This window comes from Paraliobacillus sediminis (genome assembly GCF_003426055.1).
The window spans coordinates 237,525-262,714 of the sequence record NZ_QJSI01000003.1; the positions used below are offsets into that span (position 1 = coordinate 237,525).

The 25,190-nt window shown below is 35.1% G+C and carries 31 protein-coding genes; 24 read left to right on the plus strand and 7 right to left on the minus strand.

Annotation, left to right across the window (positions count from 1 at the left end):
• Nucleotides 1–302: 302 nt before the first annotated feature.
• On the minus strand, nucleotides 303–1,775 hold the full coding sequence (locus D2K60_RS13840; RefSeq protein WP_117169838.1) for an aminotransferase class I/II-fold pyridoxal phosphate-dependent enzyme: 1,473 nt from the start codon (nucleotides 1,773–1,775) through the stop codon (nucleotides 303–305).
• Nucleotides 1,776–1,894: 119 nt separating this feature from the next.
• On the opposite strand from D2K60_RS13840, the gene D2K60_RS13845 reads away from it, so the two are divergent.
• Nucleotides 1,895–2,164, plus strand: coding sequence for a UPF0223 family protein (locus D2K60_RS13845; RefSeq protein ID WP_117169837.1), 270 nt, complete (start codon nucleotides 1,895–1,897; stop codon nucleotides 2,162–2,164).
• A gap of 59 nt (nucleotides 2,165–2,223) precedes the next feature.
• Here the strand turns inward: D2K60_RS13845 and D2K60_RS13850 are convergent, their stop codons facing one another.
• A complete protein-coding gene (locus D2K60_RS13850; RefSeq protein ID WP_117169836.1) occupies nucleotides 2,224–2,841 on the minus strand; it encodes a YktB family protein in 618 nt (205 codons plus the stop codon).
• A 145-nt stretch (nucleotides 2,842–2,986) separates the two neighbouring features.
• On the opposite strand from D2K60_RS13850, the gene D2K60_RS13855 reads away from it, so the two are divergent.
• Nucleotides 2,987–3,790, plus strand: coding sequence for an inositol monophosphatase family protein (locus tag D2K60_RS13855; protein ID WP_117169835.1), 804 nt, complete (start codon nucleotides 2,987–2,989; stop codon nucleotides 3,788–3,790).
• A 36-nt stretch (nucleotides 3,791–3,826) separates the two neighbouring features.
• Here D2K60_RS13855 and D2K60_RS13860 read toward each other — a convergent pair whose 3' ends face one another.
• On the minus strand, nucleotides 3,827–4,033 hold the full coding sequence (locus D2K60_RS13860; RefSeq protein WP_117169834.1) for a YlaI family protein: 207 nt from the start codon (nucleotides 4,031–4,033) through the stop codon (nucleotides 3,827–3,829).
• Nucleotides 4,034–4,207: 174 nt separating this feature from the next.
• Here D2K60_RS13860 and D2K60_RS13865 point away from each other — a divergent pair, with 174 nt between their 5' ends.
• A complete protein-coding gene (locus tag D2K60_RS13865; RefSeq protein WP_117169833.1) occupies nucleotides 4,208–4,432 on the plus strand; it encodes a hypothetical protein in 225 nt (74 codons plus the stop codon).
• Nucleotides 4,433–4,442: 10 nt separating this feature from the next.
• Here D2K60_RS13865 and D2K60_RS13870 read toward each other — a convergent pair whose 3' ends face one another.
• A complete protein-coding gene (locus D2K60_RS13870) occupies nucleotides 4,443–5,036 on the minus strand; it encodes a YhcN/YlaJ family sporulation lipoprotein (RefSeq protein ID WP_117169832.1) in 594 nt (197 codons plus the stop codon).
• Nucleotides 5,037–5,264: 228 nt separating this feature from the next.
• Between D2K60_RS13870 and D2K60_RS13875 the strand changes: the two genes are divergently transcribed.
• The 4 genes from D2K60_RS13875 to D2K60_RS13890 all read left to right on the plus strand — a co-directional run bounded on the left by D2K60_RS13875 (nucleotide 5,265) and on the right by D2K60_RS13890 (nucleotide 8,428).
• Nucleotides 5,265–5,549: an Fpa/YlaN family protein gene (locus D2K60_RS13875; protein ID WP_117169831.1), complete on the plus strand. Its 285-nt coding sequence runs from the start codon at nucleotides 5,265–5,267 to the stop codon at nucleotides 5,547–5,549.
• Nucleotides 5,550–5,623: 74 nt separating this feature from the next.
• Nucleotides 5,624–6,799 (plus strand): putative lipid II flippase FtsW, encoded by a 1,176-nt coding sequence (gene ftsW, locus D2K60_RS13880; protein WP_117169830.1) that lies wholly within the window; start codon nucleotides 5,624–5,626, stop codon nucleotides 6,797–6,799.
• A gap of 205 nt (nucleotides 6,800–7,004) precedes the next feature.
• Entirely contained in the window at nucleotides 7,005–7,937 is a 933-nt protein-coding gene (gene cyoE, locus D2K60_RS13885; RefSeq protein ID WP_117169829.1) for a heme o synthase, read from the plus strand.
• 35 nt (nucleotides 7,938–7,972) lie between these two features.
• Complete coding sequence (locus tag D2K60_RS13890; protein ID WP_117169828.1) at nucleotides 7,973–8,428, plus strand: DUF420 domain-containing protein; 456 nt, start codon at nucleotides 7,973–7,975, stop codon at nucleotides 8,426–8,428.
• Between the two features lie 43 nt (nucleotides 8,429–8,471).
• Here D2K60_RS13890 and ytvI read toward each other — a convergent pair whose 3' ends face one another.
• Nucleotides 8,472–9,530 (minus strand): sporulation integral membrane protein YtvI, encoded by a 1,059-nt coding sequence (gene ytvI / locus D2K60_RS13895; RefSeq protein WP_117169827.1) that lies wholly within the window; start codon nucleotides 9,528–9,530, stop codon nucleotides 8,472–8,474.
• Between the two features lie 264 nt (nucleotides 9,531–9,794).
• Between ytvI and D2K60_RS13900 the strand changes: the two genes are divergently transcribed.
• The 8 genes from D2K60_RS13900 to coaD all read left to right on the plus strand — a co-directional run bounded on the left by D2K60_RS13900 (nucleotide 9,795) and on the right by coaD (nucleotide 14,414).
• Nucleotides 9,795–10,223, plus strand: a complete 429-nt coding sequence (locus D2K60_RS13900) for a CBS domain-containing protein (protein ID WP_117169826.1) — start codon at nucleotides 9,795–9,797, stop codon at nucleotides 10,221–10,223.
• 144 nt (nucleotides 10,224–10,367) lie between these two features.
• Nucleotides 10,368–11,420, plus strand: coding sequence for a CAP domain-containing protein (locus tag D2K60_RS13905; RefSeq protein WP_117169825.1), 1,053 nt, complete (start codon nucleotides 10,368–10,370; stop codon nucleotides 11,418–11,420).
• Nucleotides 11,421–11,501: 81 nt separating this feature from the next.
• On the plus strand, nucleotides 11,502–11,921 hold the full coding sequence (gene ylbD, locus D2K60_RS13910) for a YlbD family protein (RefSeq protein ID WP_117169824.1): 420 nt from the start codon (nucleotides 11,502–11,504) through the stop codon (nucleotides 11,919–11,921).
• Between the two features lie 23 nt (nucleotides 11,922–11,944).
• Nucleotides 11,945–12,166, plus strand: a complete 222-nt coding sequence (locus D2K60_RS13915; protein WP_240335290.1) for a YlbE-like family protein — start codon at nucleotides 11,945–11,947, stop codon at nucleotides 12,164–12,166.
• A 61-nt stretch (nucleotides 12,167–12,227) separates the two neighbouring features.
• Nucleotides 12,228–12,665: a YlbF/YmcA family competence regulator gene (locus tag D2K60_RS13920; protein WP_117169822.1), complete on the plus strand. Its 438-nt coding sequence runs from the start codon at nucleotides 12,228–12,230 to the stop codon at nucleotides 12,663–12,665.
• A gap of 64 nt (nucleotides 12,666–12,729) precedes the next feature.
• Nucleotides 12,730–13,005 carry a YlbG family protein gene (locus D2K60_RS13925; RefSeq protein ID WP_117169821.1) on the plus strand — a complete coding sequence of 92 codons (276 nt, stop codon included), beginning with the start codon at nucleotides 12,730–12,732 and terminating at the stop codon, nucleotides 13,003–13,005.
• A gap of 346 nt (nucleotides 13,006–13,351) precedes the next feature.
• Nucleotides 13,352–13,921: a 16S rRNA (guanine(966)-N(2))-methyltransferase RsmD gene (gene rsmD, locus D2K60_RS13930; RefSeq protein ID WP_117169820.1), complete on the plus strand. Its 570-nt coding sequence runs from the start codon at nucleotides 13,352–13,354 to the stop codon at nucleotides 13,919–13,921.
• A complete protein-coding gene (gene coaD / locus D2K60_RS13935; protein WP_117169819.1) occupies nucleotides 13,914–14,414 on the plus strand; it encodes a pantetheine-phosphate adenylyltransferase in 501 nt (166 codons plus the stop codon). The genes rsmD and coaD overlap by 8 nt, the downstream gene beginning before the upstream one ends.
• 8 nt (nucleotides 14,415–14,422) lie before the next feature.
• Here the strand turns inward: coaD and ylbJ are convergent, their stop codons facing one another.
• A complete protein-coding gene (ylbJ, locus tag D2K60_RS13940) occupies nucleotides 14,423–15,637 on the minus strand; it encodes a sporulation integral membrane protein YlbJ (protein WP_275896247.1) in 1,215 nt (404 codons plus the stop codon).
• A gap of 207 nt (nucleotides 15,638–15,844) precedes the next feature.
• On the opposite strand from ylbJ, the gene D2K60_RS13945 reads away from it, so the two are divergent.
• Nucleotides 15,845–16,861 carry a SepM family pheromone-processing serine protease gene (locus D2K60_RS13945; protein WP_117169818.1) on the plus strand — a complete coding sequence of 339 codons (1,017 nt, stop codon included), beginning with the start codon at nucleotides 15,845–15,847 and terminating at the stop codon, nucleotides 16,859–16,861.
• Nucleotides 16,862–17,495: 634 nt separating this feature from the next.
• Here D2K60_RS13945 and D2K60_RS13955 read toward each other — a convergent pair.
• The gene (locus D2K60_RS13955) at nucleotides 17,496–18,713 is read right to left on the minus strand and encodes a nucleotidyltransferase (protein ID WP_117169816.1); all 1,218 of its coding nucleotides are present in this window, start codon (nucleotides 18,711–18,713) and stop codon (nucleotides 17,496–17,498) included.
• A gap of 135 nt (nucleotides 18,714–18,848) precedes the next feature.
• Here D2K60_RS13955 and D2K60_RS13960 point away from each other — a divergent pair, with 135 nt between their 5' ends.
• The 8 genes from D2K60_RS13960 to ftsL all read left to right on the plus strand — a co-directional run bounded on the left by D2K60_RS13960 (nucleotide 18,849) and on the right by ftsL (nucleotide 25,179).
• Nucleotides 18,849–19,370, plus strand: a complete 522-nt coding sequence (locus D2K60_RS13960) for a YceD family protein (protein ID WP_117169815.1) — start codon at nucleotides 18,849–18,851, stop codon at nucleotides 19,368–19,370.
• A gap of 93 nt (nucleotides 19,371–19,463) precedes the next feature.
• Entirely contained in the window at nucleotides 19,464–19,637 is a 174-nt protein-coding gene (rpmF, locus tag D2K60_RS13965) for a 50S ribosomal protein L32 (protein WP_117169814.1), read from the plus strand.
• Nucleotides 19,638–19,844: 207 nt separating this feature from the next.
• A complete protein-coding gene (locus tag D2K60_RS13970; protein WP_117169813.1) occupies nucleotides 19,845–20,321 on the plus strand; it encodes an RsfA family transcriptional regulator in 477 nt (158 codons plus the stop codon).
• A gap of 688 nt (nucleotides 20,322–21,009) precedes the next feature.
• A complete protein-coding gene (locus D2K60_RS13975) occupies nucleotides 21,010–21,393 on the plus strand; it encodes a DUF3397 domain-containing protein (protein WP_117169812.1) in 384 nt (127 codons plus the stop codon).
• 80 nt (nucleotides 21,394–21,473) lie between these two features.
• Complete coding sequence (gene bshC, locus D2K60_RS13980) at nucleotides 21,474–23,099, plus strand: bacillithiol biosynthesis cysteine-adding enzyme BshC (RefSeq protein ID WP_117169811.1); 1,626 nt, start codon at nucleotides 21,474–21,476, stop codon at nucleotides 23,097–23,099.
• 219 nt (nucleotides 23,100–23,318) lie between these two features.
• Nucleotides 23,319–23,750 carry a division/cell wall cluster transcriptional repressor MraZ gene (mraZ, locus tag D2K60_RS13985; RefSeq protein ID WP_117169810.1) on the plus strand — a complete coding sequence of 144 codons (432 nt, stop codon included), beginning with the start codon at nucleotides 23,319–23,321 and terminating at the stop codon, nucleotides 23,748–23,750.
• Between the two features lie 62 nt (nucleotides 23,751–23,812).
• Nucleotides 23,813–24,793, plus strand: a complete 981-nt coding sequence (gene rsmH, locus D2K60_RS13990; protein WP_117169809.1) for a 16S rRNA (cytosine(1402)-N(4))-methyltransferase RsmH — start codon at nucleotides 23,813–23,815, stop codon at nucleotides 24,791–24,793.
• The gene (ftsL, locus tag D2K60_RS13995; protein WP_117169808.1) at nucleotides 24,790–25,179 is read left to right on the plus strand and encodes a cell division protein FtsL; all 390 of its coding nucleotides are present in this window, start codon (nucleotides 24,790–24,792) and stop codon (nucleotides 25,177–25,179) included. The genes rsmH and ftsL overlap by 4 nt, the downstream gene beginning before the upstream one ends.
• Nucleotides 25,180–25,190 lie beyond the last annotated feature (11 nt).

The following is a 25,190-nucleotide window of genomic DNA, read 5'->3' on the forward strand; positions in this document are numbered from 1 at the left end:
TTTTTCGTAAACATTGTTGCATTGAACAGTTGGTTATTAATAAAAAACTAGCGGAGCAAGTGAAATGGGTGACACTCTAGTGGGAACAGCACAAACCGAAGATCCACTTGGAAGTGTCTTTCTTTACCAATGAAAGCTTTAGGTTGTGCCCACAGAAAGGGAGCCCATTTCACTTGATCAGCGGGTCAAATATAGTCCTTACGTCGCAATATACAGTAATGTAAGCCATAAACAATAATCTTCTAGAAAACCTGCTTTTGTTATAAACGGTAGCAAGACTTCTTTAATCGTGGCTCCTTTTTTTATGTTATTGGTTTCATTTCTTTAATTACATGAATTGTTTCAAGCGTATCGTCTTCTAAACCTTGAACAGGTAAACCTGCTGCTAAGTTTTGTTTGATATACGCTAAGTTTTCTTCGGTAATAATTTCACCTGGAATAAAGATAGGAATGCCAGGTGGATATACCATTATCGATTCTGCGCTAATTCTACCAGCAGCATCTGCTAATAGGACAGTCTCTGATTCAGCATAAAACGCATCACGAGGCGTTATACTCAACAGTGGAATAGCAGGAATGGTAACATCTATTCGATTGTCTGTAGACGACTTTTGATGCGATCTTTCTAGTTGTTGTAATGCTTGTACTAATAAATTAGTTTCTTTACTCGAATCACCAGGTGTAATGATGCAAAGTATATTGTACATATCAGAGAGCTCAACTTCAATATTATATTGTTTTCTCAACCAAACCTCGACATCGTAACCAGTTATACCAAGTTGTTTTACAGAAATAATTAACTTAGTAGGATCATAACCAAATGTCGCTTCACTACCAAGCATTTCTTTACCCGCACAAAAAAGGTGTGGAATTGTATTAATCGCTTTTCGTGTTGCATCGGCTAGCAACAGTGTTTCATCTAATAATTCTTTACCTTTTATAGCTAACTGTTTACGCGCAACATCAAGTGACGCAAGTAATATATAGGATGTTGATGTTGTTGTTAGCATCGATAAAACGCTTTGAACACGAGAATGAGAAACGAGTCCTTCTTTTAAATTCAAAACAGAACTTTGGGTTAGAGAGCCGCCAAGTTTATGAACACTCGTTGCAGCTAAATCTGCACCAGCCTGCATTGCTGAAAGTGGTAATTCATCGTGAAAATGAATGTGTACGCCATGAGCTTCATCAACTAAAACAGGTATCTCATGACCGTGGGCGATGTCAACTATACGTTTTAAATCAGCTGCAATCCCAAAATAAGTCGGATTAATCACAAAAATCCCTTTAGCATCAGGATGTGCTTCAATTGCTCTTTGTACAGATTCTGGTGTAATACCATGTGCAATACCAAGTTTATTATCTAGTTCTGGATGAACAAAGATTGGAATTGCACCCGCGAAGATAAGTGCAGTAGTTACTGACTTATGGATGTTCCGTGGTACAATGATTTTATCTCCAGGACCACATACACTTAAGACCATAGCCATAATTGCACCACTTGTTCCTTGTACGGAGAAGAAAGTATAGTCGGCACCAAATGCGAGAGCCGCTAAATCTTGTGCTTGTTTAATCATACCTTGTGGATGGTGTAAGTCATCTAGTGGCTCAATATTAATTAGGTCAATAGATAATGCATTTTCCCCAATAAAGGATCGAAATGTCGGATCCATTCCTACCCCTTTTTTATGTCCGGGTATATGAAATGGAATCGGGTTCTTCTCGGCATGGTTTTTTAAACCTGTAAATAAAGGTGTTTCATGTTGTGCTTGCATAAAGGCTACCTCTCTTTGTAAAATATAAATGATAGTGATTAAAACAAGTGAATTATAGCAAATTAAAATTGAATTTACTAGCAATTAATAATGTGGAATGAAGAAAGGACGGTTATAACATGTCATATAGTTATCCAATAGATCCATCATGGAGTACAACCGATATTATCGATGTTGTAAACTTTATCTCAATTGTTGAAAAAGCACACGAAGACGGAGTCAAACGTGAGGACATCATGCTAGCATATACAAAGTTTAAACAAATAGTGCCATCTATGAGTGAAGAAAAACAAATTGATAAAAAATTCGAAAAAGATACAGGCTGCTCAATTTATCGCACAATAAAGCAAGCTAAATCCGCAAAAAAAGGTGATCGCATTAAAATATAAATAAAAGAACTGATTTTGTATAGCCTAGGTTATACAAAATCAGTAATTACATGTATGCCTTAAATTGCATCTAGACCTGAACGATAAAAAGGTACCATGGTATCAATCGTTTCTTTTATGTGTTTGATTAGCGCATCGCCATCCATATCTACGGCTTGTGCAGAGGTGATGTGACGACCGATTAAAAACTCAGCTTTTTTCACATCACGAAAACGTTCTAAATTGTTTTCAGTTAACTCCTCGATAGAAAAAGCATCCTTTTTCATATGATCGAGTGAGACAACAAAATCCTTTGGTAGCTCCTGTAATTCGTCCAATTGATTTAGAAACTGTTTTGCAATCTTTTCTTTATGAGGTAATTCATAAATGAAAGCAAGCCATATAAAAATATGGTCATCAAATAAGCCAACTTGAAAATGAGGGACCATTTTGTAACCACGTTTACTATGTGCTACAGCAAGCCACGTATCATTTGGTGGGTTAACAGAGCGACGAGCATGTCTTGCAATATGTAAGAACATTTCGTTACCTAATGTAGCAGATAAATGCGTTGCTAATTCTGTCCCTATAATTTCAAATTTTGGTTGTATCCGTTGTTGGATAGCCTCCATTCTATTTTCTAAGCCATCAAGCTGGAATGCGTCGAAATCTTTTTGTTCAAATCCATTAAATGTCATATTTATTCACCTTTCTCATTCTCTAATAACTTCTATTTTACCATAAACCAACAGAATCTTGCATTAAATTGCACTGGAAAGATGCAGGAAGGTAATTTTTCTGCTACTATAAACGAAAGTAACTGTCGAATTGGAGGCTAAAAACATGGATCAAATGAAAAGAGATGAAATATACCAGCGTGCGAAAGAATGGGTATTAGAAGCTGGTGAACATATTCGAGACGTTATTGATGAGCCATTAACTATTGATACAAAATCGAATCCAAATGACCTCGTAACACAAATGGATCGAAATACGGAAGAATTTTTTGCGAAAAAAATTAAGGGCACTTTTCCCAAGCATAAATTACTCTCAGAAGAAGGTTTTGGAGATAACCTTGATAACTTAGATGGAACAGTGTGGATCATTGATCCCATTGATGGCACAATGAATTTTGTTCATCAAAAAAGAAACTTTGCTATTTCAGTTGGAATCTACCAAGATGGGGTAGGTGAAATTGCGTTCATTTATAATGTAATGGAGGATGTTTTATATCATGCTAAAAAAGGCGATGGGTCATACAAGGATGATGTAAAATTACCAAAACTTGATAAAAAGGTAACGTTGGATCAAAGTATCTTATTAATTAATAGTTTATGGAGTGGAGAAAATAAACGTATTAATCATCAAAAAATTCAAAATCTTGTTAGAAAAGTTAGAGGAACACGCTCATATGGATCCGCAGCATTAGAATTTGCTGGAATTGCTGAAGGTATATTAGATGGCTATATTTCCATGAAGTTATATCCATGGGATTTTGCTGCTGGCGTTATTTTAATTGAAGAAGTAGGGGGTACAACTACTCAAGCAAATGGTGATCCTTTGAATTTCTTAATAGAAAACACTGTATTCTCAGGTAACATCCAAGTAGCTCGCGAGATTATAGACAACTACATAGAGTTGAAATGAATAGGAAACAAGAAAGAAGATCCCGTTAACTCCAGTTTATTGGAGAAAGGGATCTTCTTTTTTACGTTCTTGATAAAACTTAAACTTTCCTGTTGCGAGTCTTTGTTTTGTTTTTTCTCCAATTCGATCGGAACAGCTTGGACATAAATATAAATGCTTTCGGCGGTTTCTTAATCGTTTTGCTAGAGGAGAGTCAGGATCGATCGTATCAATTGAATCACATATTGGACATTTAACTTGCATCTTACCACACCTCTATTAGATCATATTTCCTAATTGACTTAATTTTTAGGGGTTTTATTCCTTAAATAATAGTTTACCACAGATCGAACTTATATAATAAGTTTTTACATAGTTTGAGATACGAAATAAAGGGTAAAATTGTTATATACGGTATAAAAGAAGGGTTGGTTAATTATGAAGAAAACAATAATATATAGTATTGTTGGTCTCTTAGCTACTTATTTTATGACAAATAAAAGAGTGCGAAGATTAAGGGAATCAAATACAGAAAGAGAATCAGAGTACTTCCCAATTGAAGAAGCGGGAGTACCAGAAACAGATAATCCAGAAAATGCAAATATGGTTGATGAGGGTTCGCAATTTGGTGTAAATTATTATAATAATTTAAAAGAAGAATAGACAAATTTGTCTATTCTTTTTGATTAAGATGATTATTTGATTGTTCTTCTTGAATTTTTTCTAATTCTTTTTCTTCATTTTCTGGAATAGACTTTTTATTTGCATCTTCTTCACCTTTATTTGCGTTTTCAGGCGGCAATTCTGGCATATAGCGACCTACGATAGCAGATAACTCTTCTATAACACCGCTTACTGGATTACCAGTCTGAACGCTACGAGCCATTGCCTTAATACGTTCTGTAGCATCCGCATCCGCAATAACCATTGCCGTTTTTCCATAAGGATCGTCGTGTAGTGCTTCTGTGACGGCATATTTTATAGAACCAACTCTTGTTCGATCTATCTCTTTATTTACGTCTATACCTACCACTGCATAAGGTCCAGCAATAATTGCCGTTGCATCATTAACATCAGGTACATTATTTGCTAAACTTGCGAGGTGTTTTGCGATTTCTTGATTTGACCCATTATTATCTTGTGATGCTTCAGAATCTTTTACATGAAGAACATGATCTTCGTTTCCTTGATTAGCTAAATTCTCTTCTTTCCCTTGACAACCTGCAAGGATGAAAAATATGGATAAAAAGATCATTGTGAATTTCATCAAATAGTCTTCCTCCCTATAATTAATGATGTGATAATACACTTTCTTGTCCTTATTTTTCGTTAAAAATAGAAAGTTATACGGAGGAACGATTATAAATTTAGCATTTATAGAAAATGTAACGTATTATATACAAAAAATTCTGTGTAAATCGTTGGAATCATCTTGCTTTTTAAGATTATTACCGCTAATATGAATGAAAGAAGTTCTTTAACGGAGGGGATTAAGATGATACCTGAAGTAGTCGTAAGCAAAGCGGAAAAAGCCTATGTCCTTTTACAAGAAGACGCAGATAAAATACTGAAGCTTATAAGAGTTCAAATGGATAATTTAACGATGCCTCAATGTCCGCTATATGAGGAAGTGTTAGATACACATATGTTTGGTCTTTCAAGGGAGATTGATTTTGCGGTTCGTTTAAACTTAGTCTCAGAAGAAGAAGGTAAACAACTTTTGGAAAGTTTAGAAAGACAATTAAATTTGTTACACGAAGCTGCACAACAATCAATGTAGTTGTGTATCTCTGTCTTAGATAAGCCTTTGCCAATGGCAAGGTTTTTTTATTTTTTTGGTGAAGGAGTAAGGGTATGAAACAGAAATGGAAAATGTTTGACTTTACACTAGCTTTTACGCCATTAATACTCGCTATATTTGGGATTATAATGATATATAGTTCAAGTATGGTTATTGCAGTAATGGACGGAAAGGCGCCAACATATTATATGCTGAAACAATTGCAATGGTTTATTATCGGTTTCGCATTTTTTGTTTTTTGTAGCTTTTTTAACTATCGTCATTATCAAAAGGTAATGAAGTTAATTATAATGGCTTTGATTTTAATGTTAGTTTTAGTTCTCTTTGAAGATCCAGTTAAAGGAGCGCGATCATGGTTATATATTGGTCCCTTTTCGGTTCAGCCTGCCGAATTTGTGAAATTAGGTTTAATTATGTATTTATCTTCTGTTTATGCTAAAAAACAAAGTTATTTAAACAATTTCACGTCAGGTGTATTACCTCCCCTTGTTATGACAGGTGTTTTGTTAGGGCTGATTTTTTTTCAACCAGATATAGGAACAGCAGCAATTATCTTTTTGATAGCTTGTTCTGTTATTTTTAGTGCAGGAATTAAATTAAGACATTTGTCTTTGTTGTTTATAGTTGGTGCGGTTTTTGCATTCTTTGTAGGATCCGACATGTTGACAACCGAACGGCTTTCAAGATTTACAGGTGCATACCAACCATTTTCTAATCCAGAAGATAGTGGCTATCAACTGATACAATCGTACATTGCAATTGGGACCGGGGGTTTGGATGGATTAGGCTTAGGAAAGAGTGTACAGAAACTCGGTTATTTAACAGAAGGGTATAATGATTTTATTATGGCGGTAATAGCAGAGGAACTTGGTTTTATTGGCGTCTTCATTGTAATCGGCTTGTTAGCTCTTATCGTATTAAGAGGGTTATTTATTTCAAGAATTTGCGAAGATAGTTTTGGTTCCTTATTAGCTATTGGAATATCTTCCATGGTCGGAATTCAAGCACTTATCAATTTAGGTGCAATAAGTGGGCTGTTGCCAATCACAGGTGTTACATTACCATTTGTTAGTTATGGGGGATCATCCTTGTTAGTCTTAATGATATCAATGGGTATTTTAAATAATATAGCACGTCACGTGAAGAAATCAATATCTGAGTCCGCTACAGAAAAACCTGAAGAAACAATAGATAGAAGAATACGTCCTGTACGTATGAATCATAATTAATTATTATGTGTAAAAGTCCCAACTAGTGAATAGATGGGGCTTTTACATTTGTGAACTTTTTGTGCCAAAATGTATAAAAACCTTGCAAATATAGCTTTTCTTTGCTAAAAATGATAACGTATGTAAAAGAAAGAGAACATATATAGATTAAAATAAATAACGATTTTTTTTTATTATGGATCTACTAAAAGGGATGTGAAATACGATGGATAAGGCAGAAACACCATCAAGTAAGATATTAACGAATACTGCTGAAAATGGGAAACAAAGTATTGCATCCGATTTAAAGGCATTGTTAAAAACAGGAATTATTCAATCGAATGTCATGACAGCCTTTGCAGGATTTTGGGTTGCATTATACTACAACAATATGCAAGTGAATACACACTGGTTATCATTAGTATTTGTGCTAATAGGTACCGCTTTGGTTATCGGTGGAAGCGGAGTGCTAAATAATTATTATGACCGTGATATTGACCCAGTTATGTCGCGTACGAAAAAACGTCCAACAGTAACTGGAACCATCCCGTTATCTGTTATATTAGCTTTAGGTGTAGTGCTATCAATCATGGGGATAGTTGTTTTGTTATTTACTACATGGCAAGCAGCTTTAGTAGCAGCATTTGGTTGGTTCGCTTATGTTGTCTTATATACAATGTGGTCTAAAAGAAGATATACGTTAAATACAGCAATAGGGAGCCTTTCTGGCGCTGTTCCTCCTTTAATAGGTTGGGCAGCTGTAGATCCCGACCTTTCCTTAGCAGCCTGGGCATTATTTGGCATTATGTTTGTTTGGCAAACACCTCATTTCTTAGCATTAGCGATGAAAAAAACGGAAGAATATCGAGCAGCTAACGTACCGATGCTTCCCGTTGTTTATGGATTTAAGGTTACAAAACGGCAAATTGTGATGTATATTACTTGTATGCTGCCACTGCCATTCTTTCTAAGTGAAATAGGGATCGCATTTATTGTCTTAGTTAGTGGGTTAAATATTTTTTGGCTTGCATTAGCACTAAATGGTTTTAAAAAAATGGATGATTTAAAATGGGCGAATAGATTATTTGTTTATTCTTTATTTTATTTACTGATTCTATGCATTAGTTTGGTGGTTTTGACTTTACCATCAGTTATATAAGAAAAAAGATATGCATGAAGAGAGGGAATAGTTGAATGCCGTTTTTACCTACACTAAGCACAGCTTTTATTATTTTAAGCGCAATACTAGTTGCAATCGGTTGGATCTTAATTGTTAAAAAGAAATATAAGGCACATAAATACACAATGGTCAGTGCGGCCATTAGTGCAATATTGTTTTTTATTATCTATACTTCCCGGACAGTATTTGTTGGAAACACTAGTTTTGGTGGACCAGATGATTTGAAGATTTATTATACAATATTCTTGGTTTTTCATATTATCTTGGCGACAACAGGAGCTGTTTTTGGGCTTGTAACGTTAACTCTTGCTTTTCGACGCAATATTAAAAAACATCGAAAATGGGGGCCGATAACGAGTGTTATATGGTTCTTTGTGGCAATAACGGGTACGATGGTGTATGCACTCTTATACGTACTTTATGAGAGTGGTGAGACAACCAGCGTAATTAAGGCGATACTTGGATTCTAATAATAAAAAGAGGCTGATTTTTAAATCAGCCTCTTTTTTTATGTTAAACTTTGAATTTTAATTTTATAATACCAGCTTCTTTAGCTGAATTAAAAGCAATAACAAATAGTGGTCCGATAATGAAGCCAAGTAAACCAATTAATTGAAGACCAATGTACATGGCGATTAGTGTCGCTAATGGGGATAAACCGATATGTCTTCCCATTACTTTAGGTTCTACGGTTCTACGTATAATTAAGAGTACAATCGCAAGTACAGCTAATTGTGTTCCTAGAACAATATCACCAGTTATATACATATACAATGCCCATGGTCCTAAAATAGCAATCGACCCAATAATTGGAATGAAATCAATAATCCAAATAATTAGTGACATAATTAAAGCGTATTCTGGAAAAATAAATAGTAATCCTAGCAACGATATAATAAAGATAACGGTGCTAACCAGGAACTGTGCTTTCAAAAATCCTAAGACAACATAAGTTAATCGTGCACTCATAAATCGAACTTTCTCAGCTGTATCTTCCGTAAGATAGTAATAAGACTTCGATTTTAAAAGTGGTAATTCAATCATAAATAAGAATAAAGCAATTAAATAAACAATAAAGCTTACAATATATTGTGGTACTGTAGCTACATAACCTGCAATGTTTTCAAGCTGTAGGTTATTTTTTATTGTTTCATTAATTTCTAGTACATTTCCTTTTATACCATCTTTTACTTGATCGACAAATTCTGTAGGTAAATCCTCCATGACACGTTCTAAATCAGCTTCCCATTCTAATACTTTTCCATTAATCTGGTTTACATATGTGGGCGTATTCTCAGCTAGTGTAACCACATGTTTGACGACGCTTGTAACAGTATATGTACCGATAACTCCACCAATTAATATAAAAATAAGAAAAACTATTGTAACCGCAAACTTCCGATTTATTTTAAAGCGATTTTGCAACCAGCGAATGGCAGGATTTAAGAACAAAGCTGTAAAAAAAGCGAAAATTAACGGAATAGAAACTGGTAAAATAAAATAACCAATCAAAATAAGTAAAAATGCTACTAAAATTAATATCCAATGACGTTTACTGAGGTAACGGAACAATTTATGCTGTGACTCCTTTCAAGTAGGAAACTGTTTTCAAAAATCCTTTATACAAAATATAGCATGAAGTTGATTATTTGAATAGGTAAATGAAAAAGTAAATCATATTATTTTGTAAAAATTAATAATAGGCTCTTTTCGTAAACATTTTTTCATTTCGATATGAATTTTTTTGTCTAGAGCATGCAAGTTTTTTGCTTAGTCGGTCATAATAACAAATGATGAATAGTTGTATTCATTCAATTAACGCGGAGGAGGATAATTATGAAAACCGTAAAAGATATAATGTCGAAGGACGTTACTTATTGTTTGCCTGAAGATTCGCTTATTAAAGCTGCAGAAATGATGAAGCAACATCATGTAGGTGCTATTCCAGTTTGTCAAGATAATAAAGAAATAATTGGCATGGTTACTGATCGTGATTTAGTTCTTAGAGGTTATGCATTAGATAAGCCAGGAACAACGAAAATTAAAGAAGTTATGACCGATCATCTTATTACAGCTGAACAAAATACAAATGTAAAAGATGCGAGTTCCATGATGGCAGAACACCAAATCAGACGCTTACCAATTGTAGAAAATAAAAAGATTGTCGGTATTGTCGCATTAGGTGACCTATCATTAGATGATAAATCAAATATGGCTGCTGGACACGCGTTAGAAGAAATCTCTGAACGACCAGAAATACACTAATATAATTTTTTATTTAGAGGCTCTTTACTGTTGTTAAGTAGGGAGCCTTTTTATATTTTTCTGATCCATTCGATAATAAAAGGGTTTAAGAATACATAATATATAGCAATACAGGGAGTAGGATTCACAAAGGAGCTAACAGGCATGCCAAGTGGAGTGAAGCGGGTTATTTTTGTTTTTTTATTTGGTGCAGGTGTTTTTTATATGTTACAAGGTGTGGTAGGGACGAAGGAAGTGGTATCAAATGTTGATGGTTGGATGAGTAAAAAGGAAATAGTAAAAGAATCTAAGGTATCGCCAGTGTACATAACGGAGAAAGTTGCTACGCAAAAAAGTGTATTCCGTTGGATTGGTGAAACAACTGATGTATTACGTAAAGAAAAAGGGGAGCCAATCCGTAAAGATTTAAGTCAATATGGCTATATGTGGTGGGTTTATCAGGATGGTGATGACCAGTATGTACAATTTGGTGTAAAGGATAAAAAAATTGTTACACTATACGCTACAGGAGTTGCAGATAATTTTGATCCGATTAAAATTGGGACGACTTATAAAGAATTAGAGGATGCATATCAATTTGAAGATCAAATTGTCTTTTCCACATATACATTTAAACTTACAGAACAAGATAAAAAAAACAGACCATTAAAACAGATTGATGAAAATCTCTTCATACAATTTTATTTTGATTCTAACACAGAAACATTGTCGTCATTTCGGTTAATGACAGAAGACGTCTTACTAATGCAACGACCCTATGAAATTAGTTATCGTGGTAAACTTCCTGAACCGCCATTTGTTTCAGAAGAAGATTGGCAATCTATCGCTTCGGGTGCTGAACAACAAATTTTTTCAATAACAAATGTTATAAGAAGTAGGTTTAATAGAAATCAATTGGTTTGGAATCAAGCGGTACAAGAAGTTGCCTATAATCATAGTAAAGATATGGAGGGAAATAATTATTTCTCTCATTATTCACAATCAGGAGCAGGCCTTAAAGAACGATTAGAAGTAAATAAGACAGTGTACAAATTAGCAGGTGAAAATATCGCAGCACAATACGTGGATGCCCCTGCTGCTGTTGAGGGTTGGTTAAATAGCGACGCGCACCGACAAGCGCTGCTAAAAGAGGAATATACAGATTTAGGCGTAGGTGTTTATCGTGAGTATTACACACAAAATTTTTTAGGGAAATGATCTAAAGATGATAACTATCACCTTTTTGCCTAAGTAACATAAACTATTTTGATAGTAAATAGGGATGAGAGGTGATCGTTTGTGTCTAATCCTGAAGTGGATCCGAGCATTGCAAAATTCAAAAAATTTGTTCAAGATCATCCAGGCCTAATTAGAGAAGTTCGAAATGGGAATTACAGGTGGCAAGATTTCTATGAGCAATGGGTGTTATTAGGTGAGAGTGATACGAGTTGGGAAACATACCTTCAAGATGCAACGAGCAAAAAAAAAGAAGAACCTAACAAAAAAAAGAAAAGTAAACAAGATTGGATGAAACAAGTATCTGGATTGATGGAGAAAGTAGATATGAATAAAATGGAAGGGAATATCGAGCAATTAAATGGCGCCATTACAAATATCCAATCATTATTGGCTCAGTTTAAAGATGAAACGAAGCAACAAACGCCAACTAAACCATCCAATCCATCAACACGCCGACCATTTCAATTTTATCGAGATTAGGAGGAAATCCTATCGATTCTAATGTGTATAATCAAATAAATGCTAAACCAGAATTGTTGTTTTTTCTACGTCATCAACCAATTTGGTATCGAACGTTATCGAGAGATCCTGCCCAATTTGAGCAGTTCGAAAAGGAAGCTAAAAGTTACCTTGGTAAGACGATTCCACAGCGTGTTGAGAAAGTATCTGAACAAATGCAAATGATGGCGATGTTCATCCAGATGGCAAGTGCTTTGAAAGATTAGCACATGCCTCTTTTTTTTTGCTCACTTTACTGGTATGATAATCCTTATGGAGGTGAAGTTGTTGTTAGCTACAACTGAAATTGTTGATTTAATAGATGAATCCGAACGTATTGGTCAAATGATTATGCAATCAGATCTTATGATTGATTATATAGAAGCAAAAGAAACATTAGCGAATGACATAGAAGCACAGCGTCTTATTACTGCTTTTCATGATAAAAAGGAACAGTATGAAGAAGTTCAGAGATTCGGACGTTATCATCCTGACTATAGTACGATTATGAAAGAAATTCGTGCAACGAAACGAGATATGGATATGAATGATTACGTTGCAAAGTTTAAAATTACTGAACGAAATGTGCAAGCATTATTAGATGAGGTTAGTGAACGTATTGCACAAAGTGTTAGTAGCCAAGTTAAGGTTCCAAAAGATGGCGCATTATTAACAGAAGGTGGATGTGGTTGCGGATCTGGTGGCGGTTGCGGCTGCGCATCATAAAAAGTGTAATCTATATTTTCTCTTGGTTAGATGCGAAACAAAAAAGTAAGCGAGGAAAACACAAATGCGAATACAACGACAAGGACTTATTATTTGGTTTCAACATATGAAAAATATGAAACAAATCAAGCGGTACGGTCATCTCATTTATGTTTCAAGAAATTTGAAATATGCTGTAGTATACGTTGATAAAGATGAAGTGGATGACAAATTAATAAAATTAGAAAAGCTTCCCTTTATTACACGTGTAGAGAAGTCCTTTAAGCCATTTGTAAGAACTGAATTCGAAAATGCTAAAAAGGATAAAGCAAAAGAGTACGATTACAAGATGGGAATTTAGAAAACTAAATACTTAAATCAAAAAAAAGCCTGCAGATTAATTAATCTGCAGGCCCTTTTTAACTTCTATAATAGAAATCAAAAAGGCAAAGGGAGAGGAGAAACCGGAGGAAGAACTTATGGGGAAACGTAAGCCTTCTCCGTCTTCAAGAAGTAACCAAAGCATTGTTTAGCTACCTCACTAGCATAGTATAGACGAGAAATATATTTCTATACGCATTCTGTTAAGGAACTTTTCAATATAAAAAAATCCAGGTTGTATTTTGACATTTTTTGATTAAAATTTCTGTCATACGTCATTTTATGGTAGGATGGAAGTCGAATAACATAAATAAGAGGTGTGCATGATGAGAGTGATTGCGGGTACATACAAGGGTCGGAAGTTACAATCTGTTCCGAATAATTTAACCCGGCCAACAACAGATAAAGTGAAGGAAGCTTTATTTCAAATGATTGGTCCATATTTTTCAGGTGGAATGTGTTTAGATTTATTTGCGGGTAGTGGAGCATTAGGAATAGAAGCAATAAGCAGAGGTATGGAAAAAGCTATCTTTGTTGATCAACAGTCAAAAGCAATTCAAACTATCTATGCTAATCTAGATGTTTTAGATATTGAAGATCATGCAGAAGTATTTCGCACGGAAGCTTTTCGTGCATTAAAAGCTGCTGGTAAAAGAAACCTAACCTTTGATCTTGTCTTTCTTGACCCGCCTTATGAAAAGATATCATACGAAAAACTACTAGAGGCGTTGCGAACTTATGAGCTTGTAACGGATAAAACAATTGTTGTTTGTGAACATGAAAGAAGACAAACATTACCTGATTATTATGAAGGTTTTCAAAAGTATAAAACGGAACGATACAGTAATTCAACTGCTATTACATTATATCAGATGGGAGAAGAAACGAATGAATGATAGGTTAGCAATTTGTCCTGGTAGTTTTGATCCGATAACTTTTGGCCATTTGGATATTATTCAACGAGCAGCAAAAGTATTTGATCATGTTATTGTAGCGGTATTTAATAATCAATCGAAATCACCCTTATTTACAGTCGAAGAAAGAATGGCGATGCTTGAATTAGTTACAGCTGATATGCCAAACGTATCAATTGATTCGCATGGCGGACTATTAGTTGATTATGCTCGGGAAAAGGGTGCGCAAGCAATTGTACGTGGTCTTCGGGCGGTAAGTGATTTTGAATATGAGCTGCAAATAACTTCAATGAATCGTAAATTAAATGAAGATGTAGAAACGTTTTTTATTATGACGAATAATCAATATTCCTTTTTAAGTTCTAGTATGGTGAAAGAGGTAGCTAAATATAAGGGCAATGTTTCTGATTTGGTTCCCCAAGTGGTCGACAAAGCATTAAAGGAAAAATTTACTGAACAGCAAGAAAACAGCTAAGCTAGTAGTTAGCTGTTTTTTTCATACCGTATTCTATTTAATAGAATTAAAATTGCAACAAAAAGGGAAGCTAGTGTAATAATAGGTCCGTATTCTTGTAGGGCGGTATACAATTGGAATGACCCTTGCGTTTCAGTTGATAAAAAGGCAGGAATAAATTTATTAGTTTCCAATGCATGATTGGAATATAAATATGGAAATAGTAGAATAACTAAGCCACTCGCAAATACACCGTGTATAATTCTTGCAAAAAAGTATGGAAAAAAACGAATATCTGTTTCTGCTAAGATACTAGCAACTTGTGCCTGTACAGAAAAACCATTAAAAGCAAAGATAAAGCTTAATATAATGGCTTGAGGAAGTAAGTTTATGACATTAGCATTGGCAATCATTTGTGCACCAAGAGTAATTTCAAATAGACCAGAAAACAAAGGTAAAGCCAGTTCAGTTGGTAAATGAAAAGCTACAAGAATCACACCTATCCCATTGGAAATAAGAGTTGCTAGACCAATGGCATGGAGTAGAGCGGTAAATACAGAAAACATGATAATAAATCCTCCAATCATTAATAATGTTTGGATAGATTGTATAATCGCATCACCAAAAACCTTACCAAAAGGTCTGCTGTCCTTTAATCGCGTTTCATGCAGTTCATGAAAGGCTCTACTAATGGTTAGCCCTTTTGCTCTATAACTAGGTTTAGGATCTTTCTCTTTGCCGTAAAATCGCATACAGAAACCAACAAGCGCATTACTAGAATAATGTACAACAGCGAGCAGAAATCCTAGTTGAGCATCGTGAAAGAAGCCAACCGATACCGCGGCAATAATAAACAATGGATTTGACGCATTGGTAAAAGATACTAATCGTTCTGCTTCTATTTTAGTTAATTGGTTTTCTTGTCTCAGTCGTGCCGTTAATTTAGCGCCAGATGGATAGCCGCTTGCCATTCCCATTGCCCAGACGAAGCTTCCGACTCCAGGGACATTAAACACGGGACGCATGATTGGTTCGAATAAAATGCCAATAAAACGAACCACACCAAAGCCAATTAATAGTTCTGCTGTAACAAAAAAAGGAAGTAAGGAAGGGAATACAGTTCCCCACCACATATCAATTCCACGTATACTCGCTTCTAGTGCATCTTTTGGAAAAGTAATCAGAGCTACAGCAACAAATAATGCAGCGCTTGCTAAGAAGCCTGACTTCATTTTTGATTTCAATGGTATTATGCCCCCTAATTCATCTTTCGCTATTCTGTACTTCTAAATTAAATAATAGTAGAATAAGTGTAGTTTCTTTTGTCCAAGCCTCTATATCAATGTATACGCAAGTACCGCTTTTTTTTATGCTTAAGAATAGATAAAAAGTCTATCTAAAATAGAAAAAGCATAAAGTAAACAGTAAACTAACAGACAGTGGGGAAAAAAATGAATTGGAATAAGAAGAAAATTGTAATTTATAGTGTATTCATTATTGTTATGGCTTTTTTAGTTGCTTACCGACTACCTTATTACATATACAAACCTGGTGGAGCGGATGCGCTCAGTCCAGTTGTTGAAGTTGCAGATGGTTATGAAAGTGAGGGTGATATGCACTTAGTGACAGTAAGAGGAGGACAGGCAACACCTTTACAATATCTATGGGCTTTAACACAACCACATCAAGAGATTGAGCGATTGGAAGATGTATTTCCAGAAGGAATTAGTCAAGAAGAATATTTTCAGGCTCAACTGCAAATGATGGAAAGTTCGCAAGAGGCATCGACGGTAGTAGCTTATCAAGCAGCGAATCAGGAGATAGACATTTCGTATGAAGGGGTCTATGTTGTTACGGTACTGGAAGGCATGCCGGCTTATGATAAGTTAGAAACAGGCGATAAAATAACAGCGATAAACGATCAAGTAATTAAAGATGCAGAAGAATTAATTGAGATGGTAAGCGGCATGGAAGCAGGAGAAGAGATTTCTTTAACAATTGATAGAGAAGAAACACAAATAAATGAAGTTGTTACATTAGCTGCATTTCCAGATAATCCAGATCAAGTAGGTATTGGTATTCAACTTGTTACGAATAGAGAAGTTACGGTTGATCCTGAAATTACTTTCACGAGTGGTGAAATTGGTGGGCCTAGTGCAGGATTAATGTTTTCTTTAGAAATATATGACCAGTTAACAGAAGAGGATTTCACAAAAGGATATGAGATAGCTGGTACAGGTGAGATTAGCTATGAGGGAGAAGTTGGGCGTATTGGTGGTATTGATAAGAAAGTTATCGCTGCTGATAATGAAGGTTGTACTATCTTTTTTGCACCAAACGAAGGTGGAGCTGAAGGCTCAAATTATCAAGTCGCTGTAGAAACAGCAAATGAAATAGACACATCAATGGAAATTGTACCAGTCGACACATTCGAAGACGCCATTACTTATTTAGAAAATCTAGAATAGAACAAGAACCCCCATTAGTATTACTAATGGGGGTTCTGTAGTATTTAAAGCTTGCCGTGCCTAAATAAAGTAATTTACATTTTGTTAAGATGTTGTATCGCATTTTTCATCAACTGCGACTTAACACCCGCTACGGAAGCAAATGGGCTCCCTTTCTGTGGGCACAGCCTCAGCTAACTTGGAAGCAAAGAACACTTCCAAGTGGATCTTCGGCTTGTGCTGTTCCCACTAGAGTGTCACCCATTTGCTTCCTTCGCTGATTAGAGCAACTAAATCTATATGTTGAATAACAATAACGAGAGAAATTAGTTGCAGGCATTAGTCACTAACAAAGTTGCGGTGTTTTCAAGTCAGTATGCTATAGGATGCACATATTATATTTTTGACAAAACTAGCGGAGCAATTGAAATTGGTGAGACTCCAGTGGGAACAGCGCGGCTGAAGATCCACTCGGAAAGCGAATTATGCTTATCCGAGTTAGCTGAAGCCGTGCCCACGGAAAGCGAGCCTATTTCAATTGTGGAGCGGGTATAGAATCTACGTCGCAGTTTCTCTCAAGTTCGTCAGTCTCTTTCACTCTGCGAAAGTTGATTAACAAGTAATAAAGTTTACGAAAAAGCATTAATTTAAAAGATTATTTCATGTAAGGTGGATTAAATTCTTGTTTGCGCATTCTTTTGCGGATTTCGGCAGGTAAGGCCGCGTAATAGGCAGCACTTGCTCTTTCATCTAATGCCAACATTTGTGGTATGTTACGACTTAATTGAGTCACAATAGGTACATGGCGTTCTTTCTTCGTATTATTCAAATGTTTTTTTCCTTGTTCCGACATACCAAGTAAACGAACATAAGGAATAGACTGTTCAGCTTGCATTTCATTGATCTCGTTTTTCGTGGTATGGGTTAAAATATGAACAAACATGCGTTGTATACGCGTATTAGTAAATCGTTTTGTATGTAATGCTGCGGTCCATTGCTTGAAACTTGTTACATGATGTACGGTCTTTTTTAAACGATACTCCATACCTTCATCTACACCGTGGATCGTTTGTAACTCTTCGATCGACATCGTGCCAACACGGTATTGTAAAAATGAAAAATAAGCTTCCCACGTATGCCACATACCTGTTTGTTCTTTATAAGCTGTTAAATAGCTTTGGGTGTTCTCCGGTAGTGATTGGGAAACAACATCATTGATATCGAGTTGATCTAATAAGCCTTTTCGAATACTTGTAGCGCTAGCGTAAGGTTGCTTGATTTCTAGATCATGATAATCGCTTTGTAATCTCTTAATAGTGATAGCTTTTATCGAAGGATTAATTTTATTAATACTTTTTACATAGCTAAAACCAAGAATATTATTTGGTTTGCTGAGATCGAGTCCGTTCATTTGCTCACTTAGACCAATTTCTTCATAGGCTCTATTACTTGCTGCTGGAAAGGATTTCCCTAAGGATAATTGATTTTTAATAACGGCATCAAATGTTGTTTTATTTTTCTCTAAAATTTGATATGCTTGATGAAAAGAATCTATCTTTCCTTGTTCACTGCCAAAACAAATTGCAGATACTTTTAGTTCGTTTAAAAGTGCAATTGCGCCAGAAGCAAAATTATCACTATGCTGTACTGCACTAGCATAGGGTAATTCAATAACAATATCGACACCTTGATCAATTGCCATACGGGCTCGCATGAACTTATCAATAATCGCAGGTTCGCCTCTTTGTAAAAAGTTTCCACTCATACAGGCGATGACACATGTTGCGTTAGCTTGTTCTTTTGATTGTTTAACATGGTATTGATGTCCATAATGAAAGGGATTATACTCTACAATAATGCCGCATGCTTGCATAGATATCACTCCTTCTGGATAGTATTGTACCATAGCACGTTAGTAATAAAAAAATCACAACGAAGTGTAAAGAAAAAATGTTGACAAACAACCAATTTCCTTTTACAATAAACGTTGTGCCTTGAGGTGATACAAATGAAAATTTCTATTCAAAAGATAATTCGTTCTGAAGCTCTTCAATTTGAAGAAAAAGTAGATATTTCGGAAATTGAATCTTGGAGCAATGATATAAGAAGAATCGATCCTGTTTTAGTTAAGGGAAGCCTTACAGCACAAGGTGATCAATTAACATGCCAAATGACGCTAAAAGGTATGATGGTTCTCCCGTGTGCAAGAACATTAATCGATGTCGAGTATCCATTTGAAATAGAAGCAACAGAACTTTTTTCTATTAGTCCGTATTACAATGAAGAGGATGATTCAGAAATTCATCCAGTTGATGGAGAATTACTTGACCTAGATCCTTATATCATGGAAAATGTTATATTGAAAATTCCTTTACGTGTTTTTGCTAGTGAGAAAGAATTAGAAGAACACGCGTTAACTTCAGGTAATGGATGGGAACTTGTTCTCGAAGAAAAAAAAGAGGAAACGATTGATCCTCGTATGAGAAAATTACAATTTCTATTAGATAAAGAAAACAAAGAAAATCAATAAGGTAAAGTGATTTAAACTAATGCCACTTCCTTGCCTTAATGTTTGATATAGTAAGGGAAGATTTTCGTTTCGTAAGTGAAGGAGGTGTAAGACATGGCTGTACCAAAAAGAAAAACGTCTAAAAAAGTTAAAAATCAACGTCGTACACATAAGAAATTACATGTACCGGGTATGATTGTATGTTCGAATTGTAGTGAACTTACTAAACCTCACCATGTTTGCAAAGCTTGCGGACAATATGACGGTAAACAAGTAGTAGAACAATAGAACGTTGAAGAGCCGACAGGAAATTCCTGTCGGCTCTTTTTGTTTTGTAAACTATGTTGCTTTTTACTTACCGGTAGTCTCTTATGTTCTGCTTTTTTTACACACAATGTAAATCGCCAATTCTGCTAATTAAAATAGATGGTTTTGATTCTAGTACTCCTATTTTTTGCATATAGTAATAGCAAAAGTAATAGGAGGGGGAATAAAATGAGTACGACTAGACAAGATGCGTGGTCACCGGATGAAGATGCGCTATTAGCAGAGACTGTTTTGCGTTATATACGCAATGGCAAAACCCAATTGGAGGCTTTTAAAGAAGTTGGTAAAAGGTTAGTTAGAACGCCAGCTGCTTGCGGTTTTAGGTGGAATGCTTCCATACGAAAACAGTATCAACAAGCGATTGATGTAGCTAAAATAGAAAGAAAAAAACAACCACATGAGTCAACCTATCTTCCTACTGAAAGCAATCAACATCTAACATTAGAAGCCGCAATTGCAATTCTAGAAAAAGTAAAAGGTAATTATGATGCGATCGAACAAAAGCAGACTATCGATTATCAACAAGTAAATGACATAATAGAGGAGAATAATGCATTAAAGCAACAAGTTGCAAAATATGAAGAGGTAATTAATGAAATGCAACGATTATGGGGAAATTTTGATAAACCAACTATTAAATTATAGACCTTGTAGAAAGTTTGCAAGGCTTTTTATTTACAAAAAAACAAATAAGTAACTTTATTACATACTAAAACCTGCAATCCAAAGTTGAATTTGACTTCATGCTCCTCATTTCATCTTTCGAGCTTGATAGTAATTGAACGTACCGATCTGGAAATATACTTTGCTAGCATAGTGTCTGCATTCTTTCATATGTTTAAAATCACAGTTATGAATGAAGACAAGCATATCTAATGTTTCTCTGTACCCACCATAAAGGGAGCCGACTTGCTTCTGTAGCGAGTGTGTTATGTTGCTATAAGCTATTTCGTAATAAAAGAAAATCTTTTGAAACCAGGCTTTTTTAAGACTGTCAAGCAATATAACCGTTATACTTTAAATTTAAAACAGTTAACGAGTCGCACTTCTTTTTTTGTGAGATAGTTGAGTTAGGAATATTTAAATAGATTCCATAAACTAATTTGGACTAGACGTATAAATAACATTATTATATGCTAAGGTATGGAAATAGAAATAACAATGCGCAAATTGAGTTTAAAACAAATAGAACGATTATCTTGACGTACCTTCACGAAAGGTGTCATAATTGGCTCGATTTAACTGGTATTAGTAAGGCGTTCGTTTTATGAAAAGAATAGAAAGTTAAAAGTGCTTTATAACCGTAGAAATTAAAGTTAGAGGGTCGAAGTAAATGTCACACCTTATTGCATACATAGTAGCGATTTTTATTACATTCCCTATAGTAGTTACAGTTGGACTTTATTACATCTTAAAAAGAATATACAAGCATCCCAAAAAGGCATTGCATCGTAGTATTGCATATTCTACGCTATTTTATATTATTTCTGTTATGATAATGTTGGATCATTTATTTCAGTCATCCTATATCGGTAGTATCATTCTTTTTTTATTAGTAGTTTTGATGAGTTTTGTTATTTTACAGTGGAAATTTACGCATGAGATTATTTTTAAGCATGCTTTTAAATTGTTTTGGCGTTCTATGTTTCTTTGCTTTTTTGTTGCCTATGTCTTGCTAGGCATTACAGGTATCATACTTGGACTTATTCGTATATAACAGAAATATTTTAAACATAATTATGCAATTATATAATCTAGCTTAAATAGAAGAACATATAACAGAAGGAGCAGGTACTTGTGACCATTAATCCCATAACATTAGCACATAGTAAGTTACTAGAAGATTATTATCAACAAAAACAAGAAATTATGCAACACTTCGATTATGATCCATTTTCGGAAGAAACGATGAAACAACGCGTATCAGACTTACATAACCAATCCTATGATCGAGTTCAACTTGTTTCTGTATTAAAGCAATTAAATGAAAAATGGCATGGAGATGAAGCGGTCTTTGCTAATATAGAACGTTTAAAAGATCCAACAAGTGTTACCGTTATTGGTGGTCAACAGGCGGGACTTTTAACAGGACCGCTTTATACAATTCATAAAATGATCTCTATTATTACATTTGCGAAAAAGCAGGAAGATGCCCTAGGGATTCCTGTTATTCCAGTATTTTGGATTGCTGGAGAAGATCATGACTTTGCCGAAATCAATCATATTATGGTCCCGCAACAACAAGGTAAAATGAGAAAACATAAAATTGCACACTATGTGAAAGAAAAGCAATCCATGTCACATTTACCAATAGACAATCAAATGACTACTGATTGGTTAGAATTACTTTTTAAAGAGTTGGATGAAACCATACATACAAAAAAAATCTATCAACAAGTAAAGCAGGCGTTAAGTCATGCAGATACGTATGTGGATTTTTTTGCAGAAATTACGAATGTCCTGTTTAAAGGTGAGGGTTTAGTATTAATTGACTCGGGTAATCCGATGGTGCGTCAATTAGAGAAAGAATATTTTCAAGCCATGATTACGCAGCAACCAGAAATAAGTAAGGATGTATATCAAAGCTTGCAAACAGTGCGAAGAAACGGTTATTCTATATCTGTTGATGTTACGAAAGAAGACGGTCACTTATTTTATCATTTAAATGGTGAACGTATTTTGTTAGTTAAAACGGATAAAGAAAAGTGGTCTGGTAAAAATCAAGAATGTCATTTTACAACGGCTGAATTACTAGAAATAGCTGAAAAAAGCCCCGAATTATTAAGTAATAATGTAGTAACAAGGCCGTTGATGCAGGAGTGTTTATTTCCTACGCTTGCGTTTATGGCGGGACCAGGTGAATTAGGATATTGGTCTATTTTAAAACCAGCATTTCATGCGTTAGGGTACAAAATGCCGCCTGTATTACCGCGATTATCATTTACATTGTTGGATCGTAAGAGTGAGAAAAAAGTAAAACAGCAAGGTATGGATGTCGGAGAAGTAATTCGAACAGGAGCATTACAAGCCAAATTATCTTGGATAGGTTCGCAATTAAATCCGCCGCTAGACACATTAGTTGAACAAGTGAAACAGTCGATTGAGCACGTTCACCAGCCTTTACAAGGTGTGGCGAAATCAATGGGACCAGATCTTGAAAAATTGGCTGAGAAAAATTTAACATATCTCTTACAAAGTGTTGACTATTTACAAGAAGCATTAGAGAAAAATCTTGAGGAAAAACACCATCAAACGATTGAAATGTTTGATATGCTGCATGTGTCGTTACACCCTAATAATGGCTTACAAGAAAGATCATGGAATGCAGTTTCCTTTATTAATCAGTATGGAGAAAATTGGATAAAAGATATAATCAATCAATCTTATACATTTAAACACTTTCATTATCTTGTCACACTTTAATCCCCACAACTTACCACTAAAGATAATAAAGGTATAAAAAAGGCGCTAACCAAAAGGTTAGCGCCTTTTTTAACTGTATTAAAGTCTTACATTATTTACCAAATAAGCGAGATGCATGGCTGGTAGGCATTAATTTGGAGCGTATTGGTATCAATTTTAAAAAAAGGTGGAGGATAGTGGGGGGTTGTGGTAAGATAGAAAAAAAGGTGGGCGATCTATATGTTTATGGGAGAATACAAACATAATATTGATACCAAGGGTCGCATCATTGTTCCTTCCAAATTCAGAGATGGACTTGGAGAAACCTTCGTCATTACGAGAGGTTTAGACCAATGCTTATTTGCTTATCCCATAGATGAATGGCACCTTTTAGAAGAAAAGTTAAAAAAATTACCATTAACGAAAAAAGATGCCCGAGCATTTACACGGTTTTTCTTTTCCGGGGCAGTTGAATGTGAAGTAGATAAGCAGGGAAGAATAAATATTCCTGCATCACTCCGCAAATATGCTGTACTAGATAAAGAATGTGCTGTTATCGGTGTTTCTAATCGAGTTGAAATATGGTCAGATCAAGCTTGGACAGGCTATGTTGAAGAGTCTGAAGAATCTTTTTCTGAAATTGCAGAAAATATGCTGGATATAGATTTTTGAAAATATAAATGTGAACTAAAACATAGACAATTGATGTTTTATTAAAAGAAGAAGGTGGAAGAATGTTTGAACACGAGAGTGTGTTACAGCTTCAAGCAGTAGAAGGATTAAATATTCGCCCAAATGGTACATATGTTGATGGTACATTAGGTGCCGGTGGCCATGCTGAAAAAATAGTTGAACAGCTAAATGATGAAGGATTACTGGTAGCGTTTGATCAAGATCAGATTGCTTTAGAAGCAGCAAAAAAAAGGTTAGCTGCACATGACAATAAAATGTTGTTTGTGCATTCGAATTTTAGATATTTACAAGATGTTTTGGCAGAACACCAAATTGATGAAGTAGATGGTATTTTATTTGATCTTGGCGTATCTTCTCCACAATTAGATCAGAGTGAACGTGGTTTCAGCTATCAACATGAGGCGCCACTCGATATGAGAATGGATCAAACGCAAGCAATATCAGCATATGAAGTTGTTAATACGTGGTCATATGCAGCGTTGGTTCGTATCTTTTTTAAATATGGTGAAGAGAAATTCTCTAAACAAATTGCTCGTAAAATTGAAGCAGCCAGACAAGTGAAGCCAATTGAAACAACTGTTGAACTTGCAGAGATTATTAAAGAAGGTATACCAGCAGCTACAAGAAGAACGGGTGGTCATCCTGCAAAGCGTGTATTTCAGGCAATTCGGATAGCGGTAAATGATGAATTACATGCGTTTTATGATGTTTTGCATCAAGCTGCAGAGTCTGTATCCGTTGGTGGAAGAATTGCTGTGATTACATTTCATTCCTTAGAAGACAGGATATGTAAACAAGCTTTTAAGAAGTGGAGTTCGTTACCACCACTTCCTAGAAATATTCCGATTATTCCAGAGACAAGTCAACCACCATTTAAGCAAATTACGAAAAAGCCAATTGTGGCTGATGAAGAAGAACTAGATAATAATAGGCGTGCACGTTCTGCAAAGTTACGTATTGTTGAAAAGGTAAAGCCTTGGAATGATCAATTTTTCTTTAAAGAAGGGCGGGATCAGGCATGAGTGCTAGCGAAGCTAGAAATTGGCAACAACAGGCTGCTGAAAGAAAAGAACAACTGTATACAGAAACGAAACCAAAAAGACAAGTTAAGGTAGATGTAACGAAGCGTTGGATAACATCCGGAGAAAAGTTTCTTTATGTGATTTTTTCTTTAACTACAGCAGCAACATTATTTTATGTTGTATCATTTAGTACGAATTTAGATGCGTTAAATCGTGATATTCAAAGTTTGGAAAGTAGCGTGCAACAACAAGAGACGGTAAACGCCAACTTAACGTATCAAGTAAAAGAATATAGTAATCCTGATCGCATTCTTCGTATTGCAAAAGAGAACGGATTAAAAATTCAAAACACAGAAGTGAAACAAACAGCAACAATTTCTGAATAGAAACAGTAATG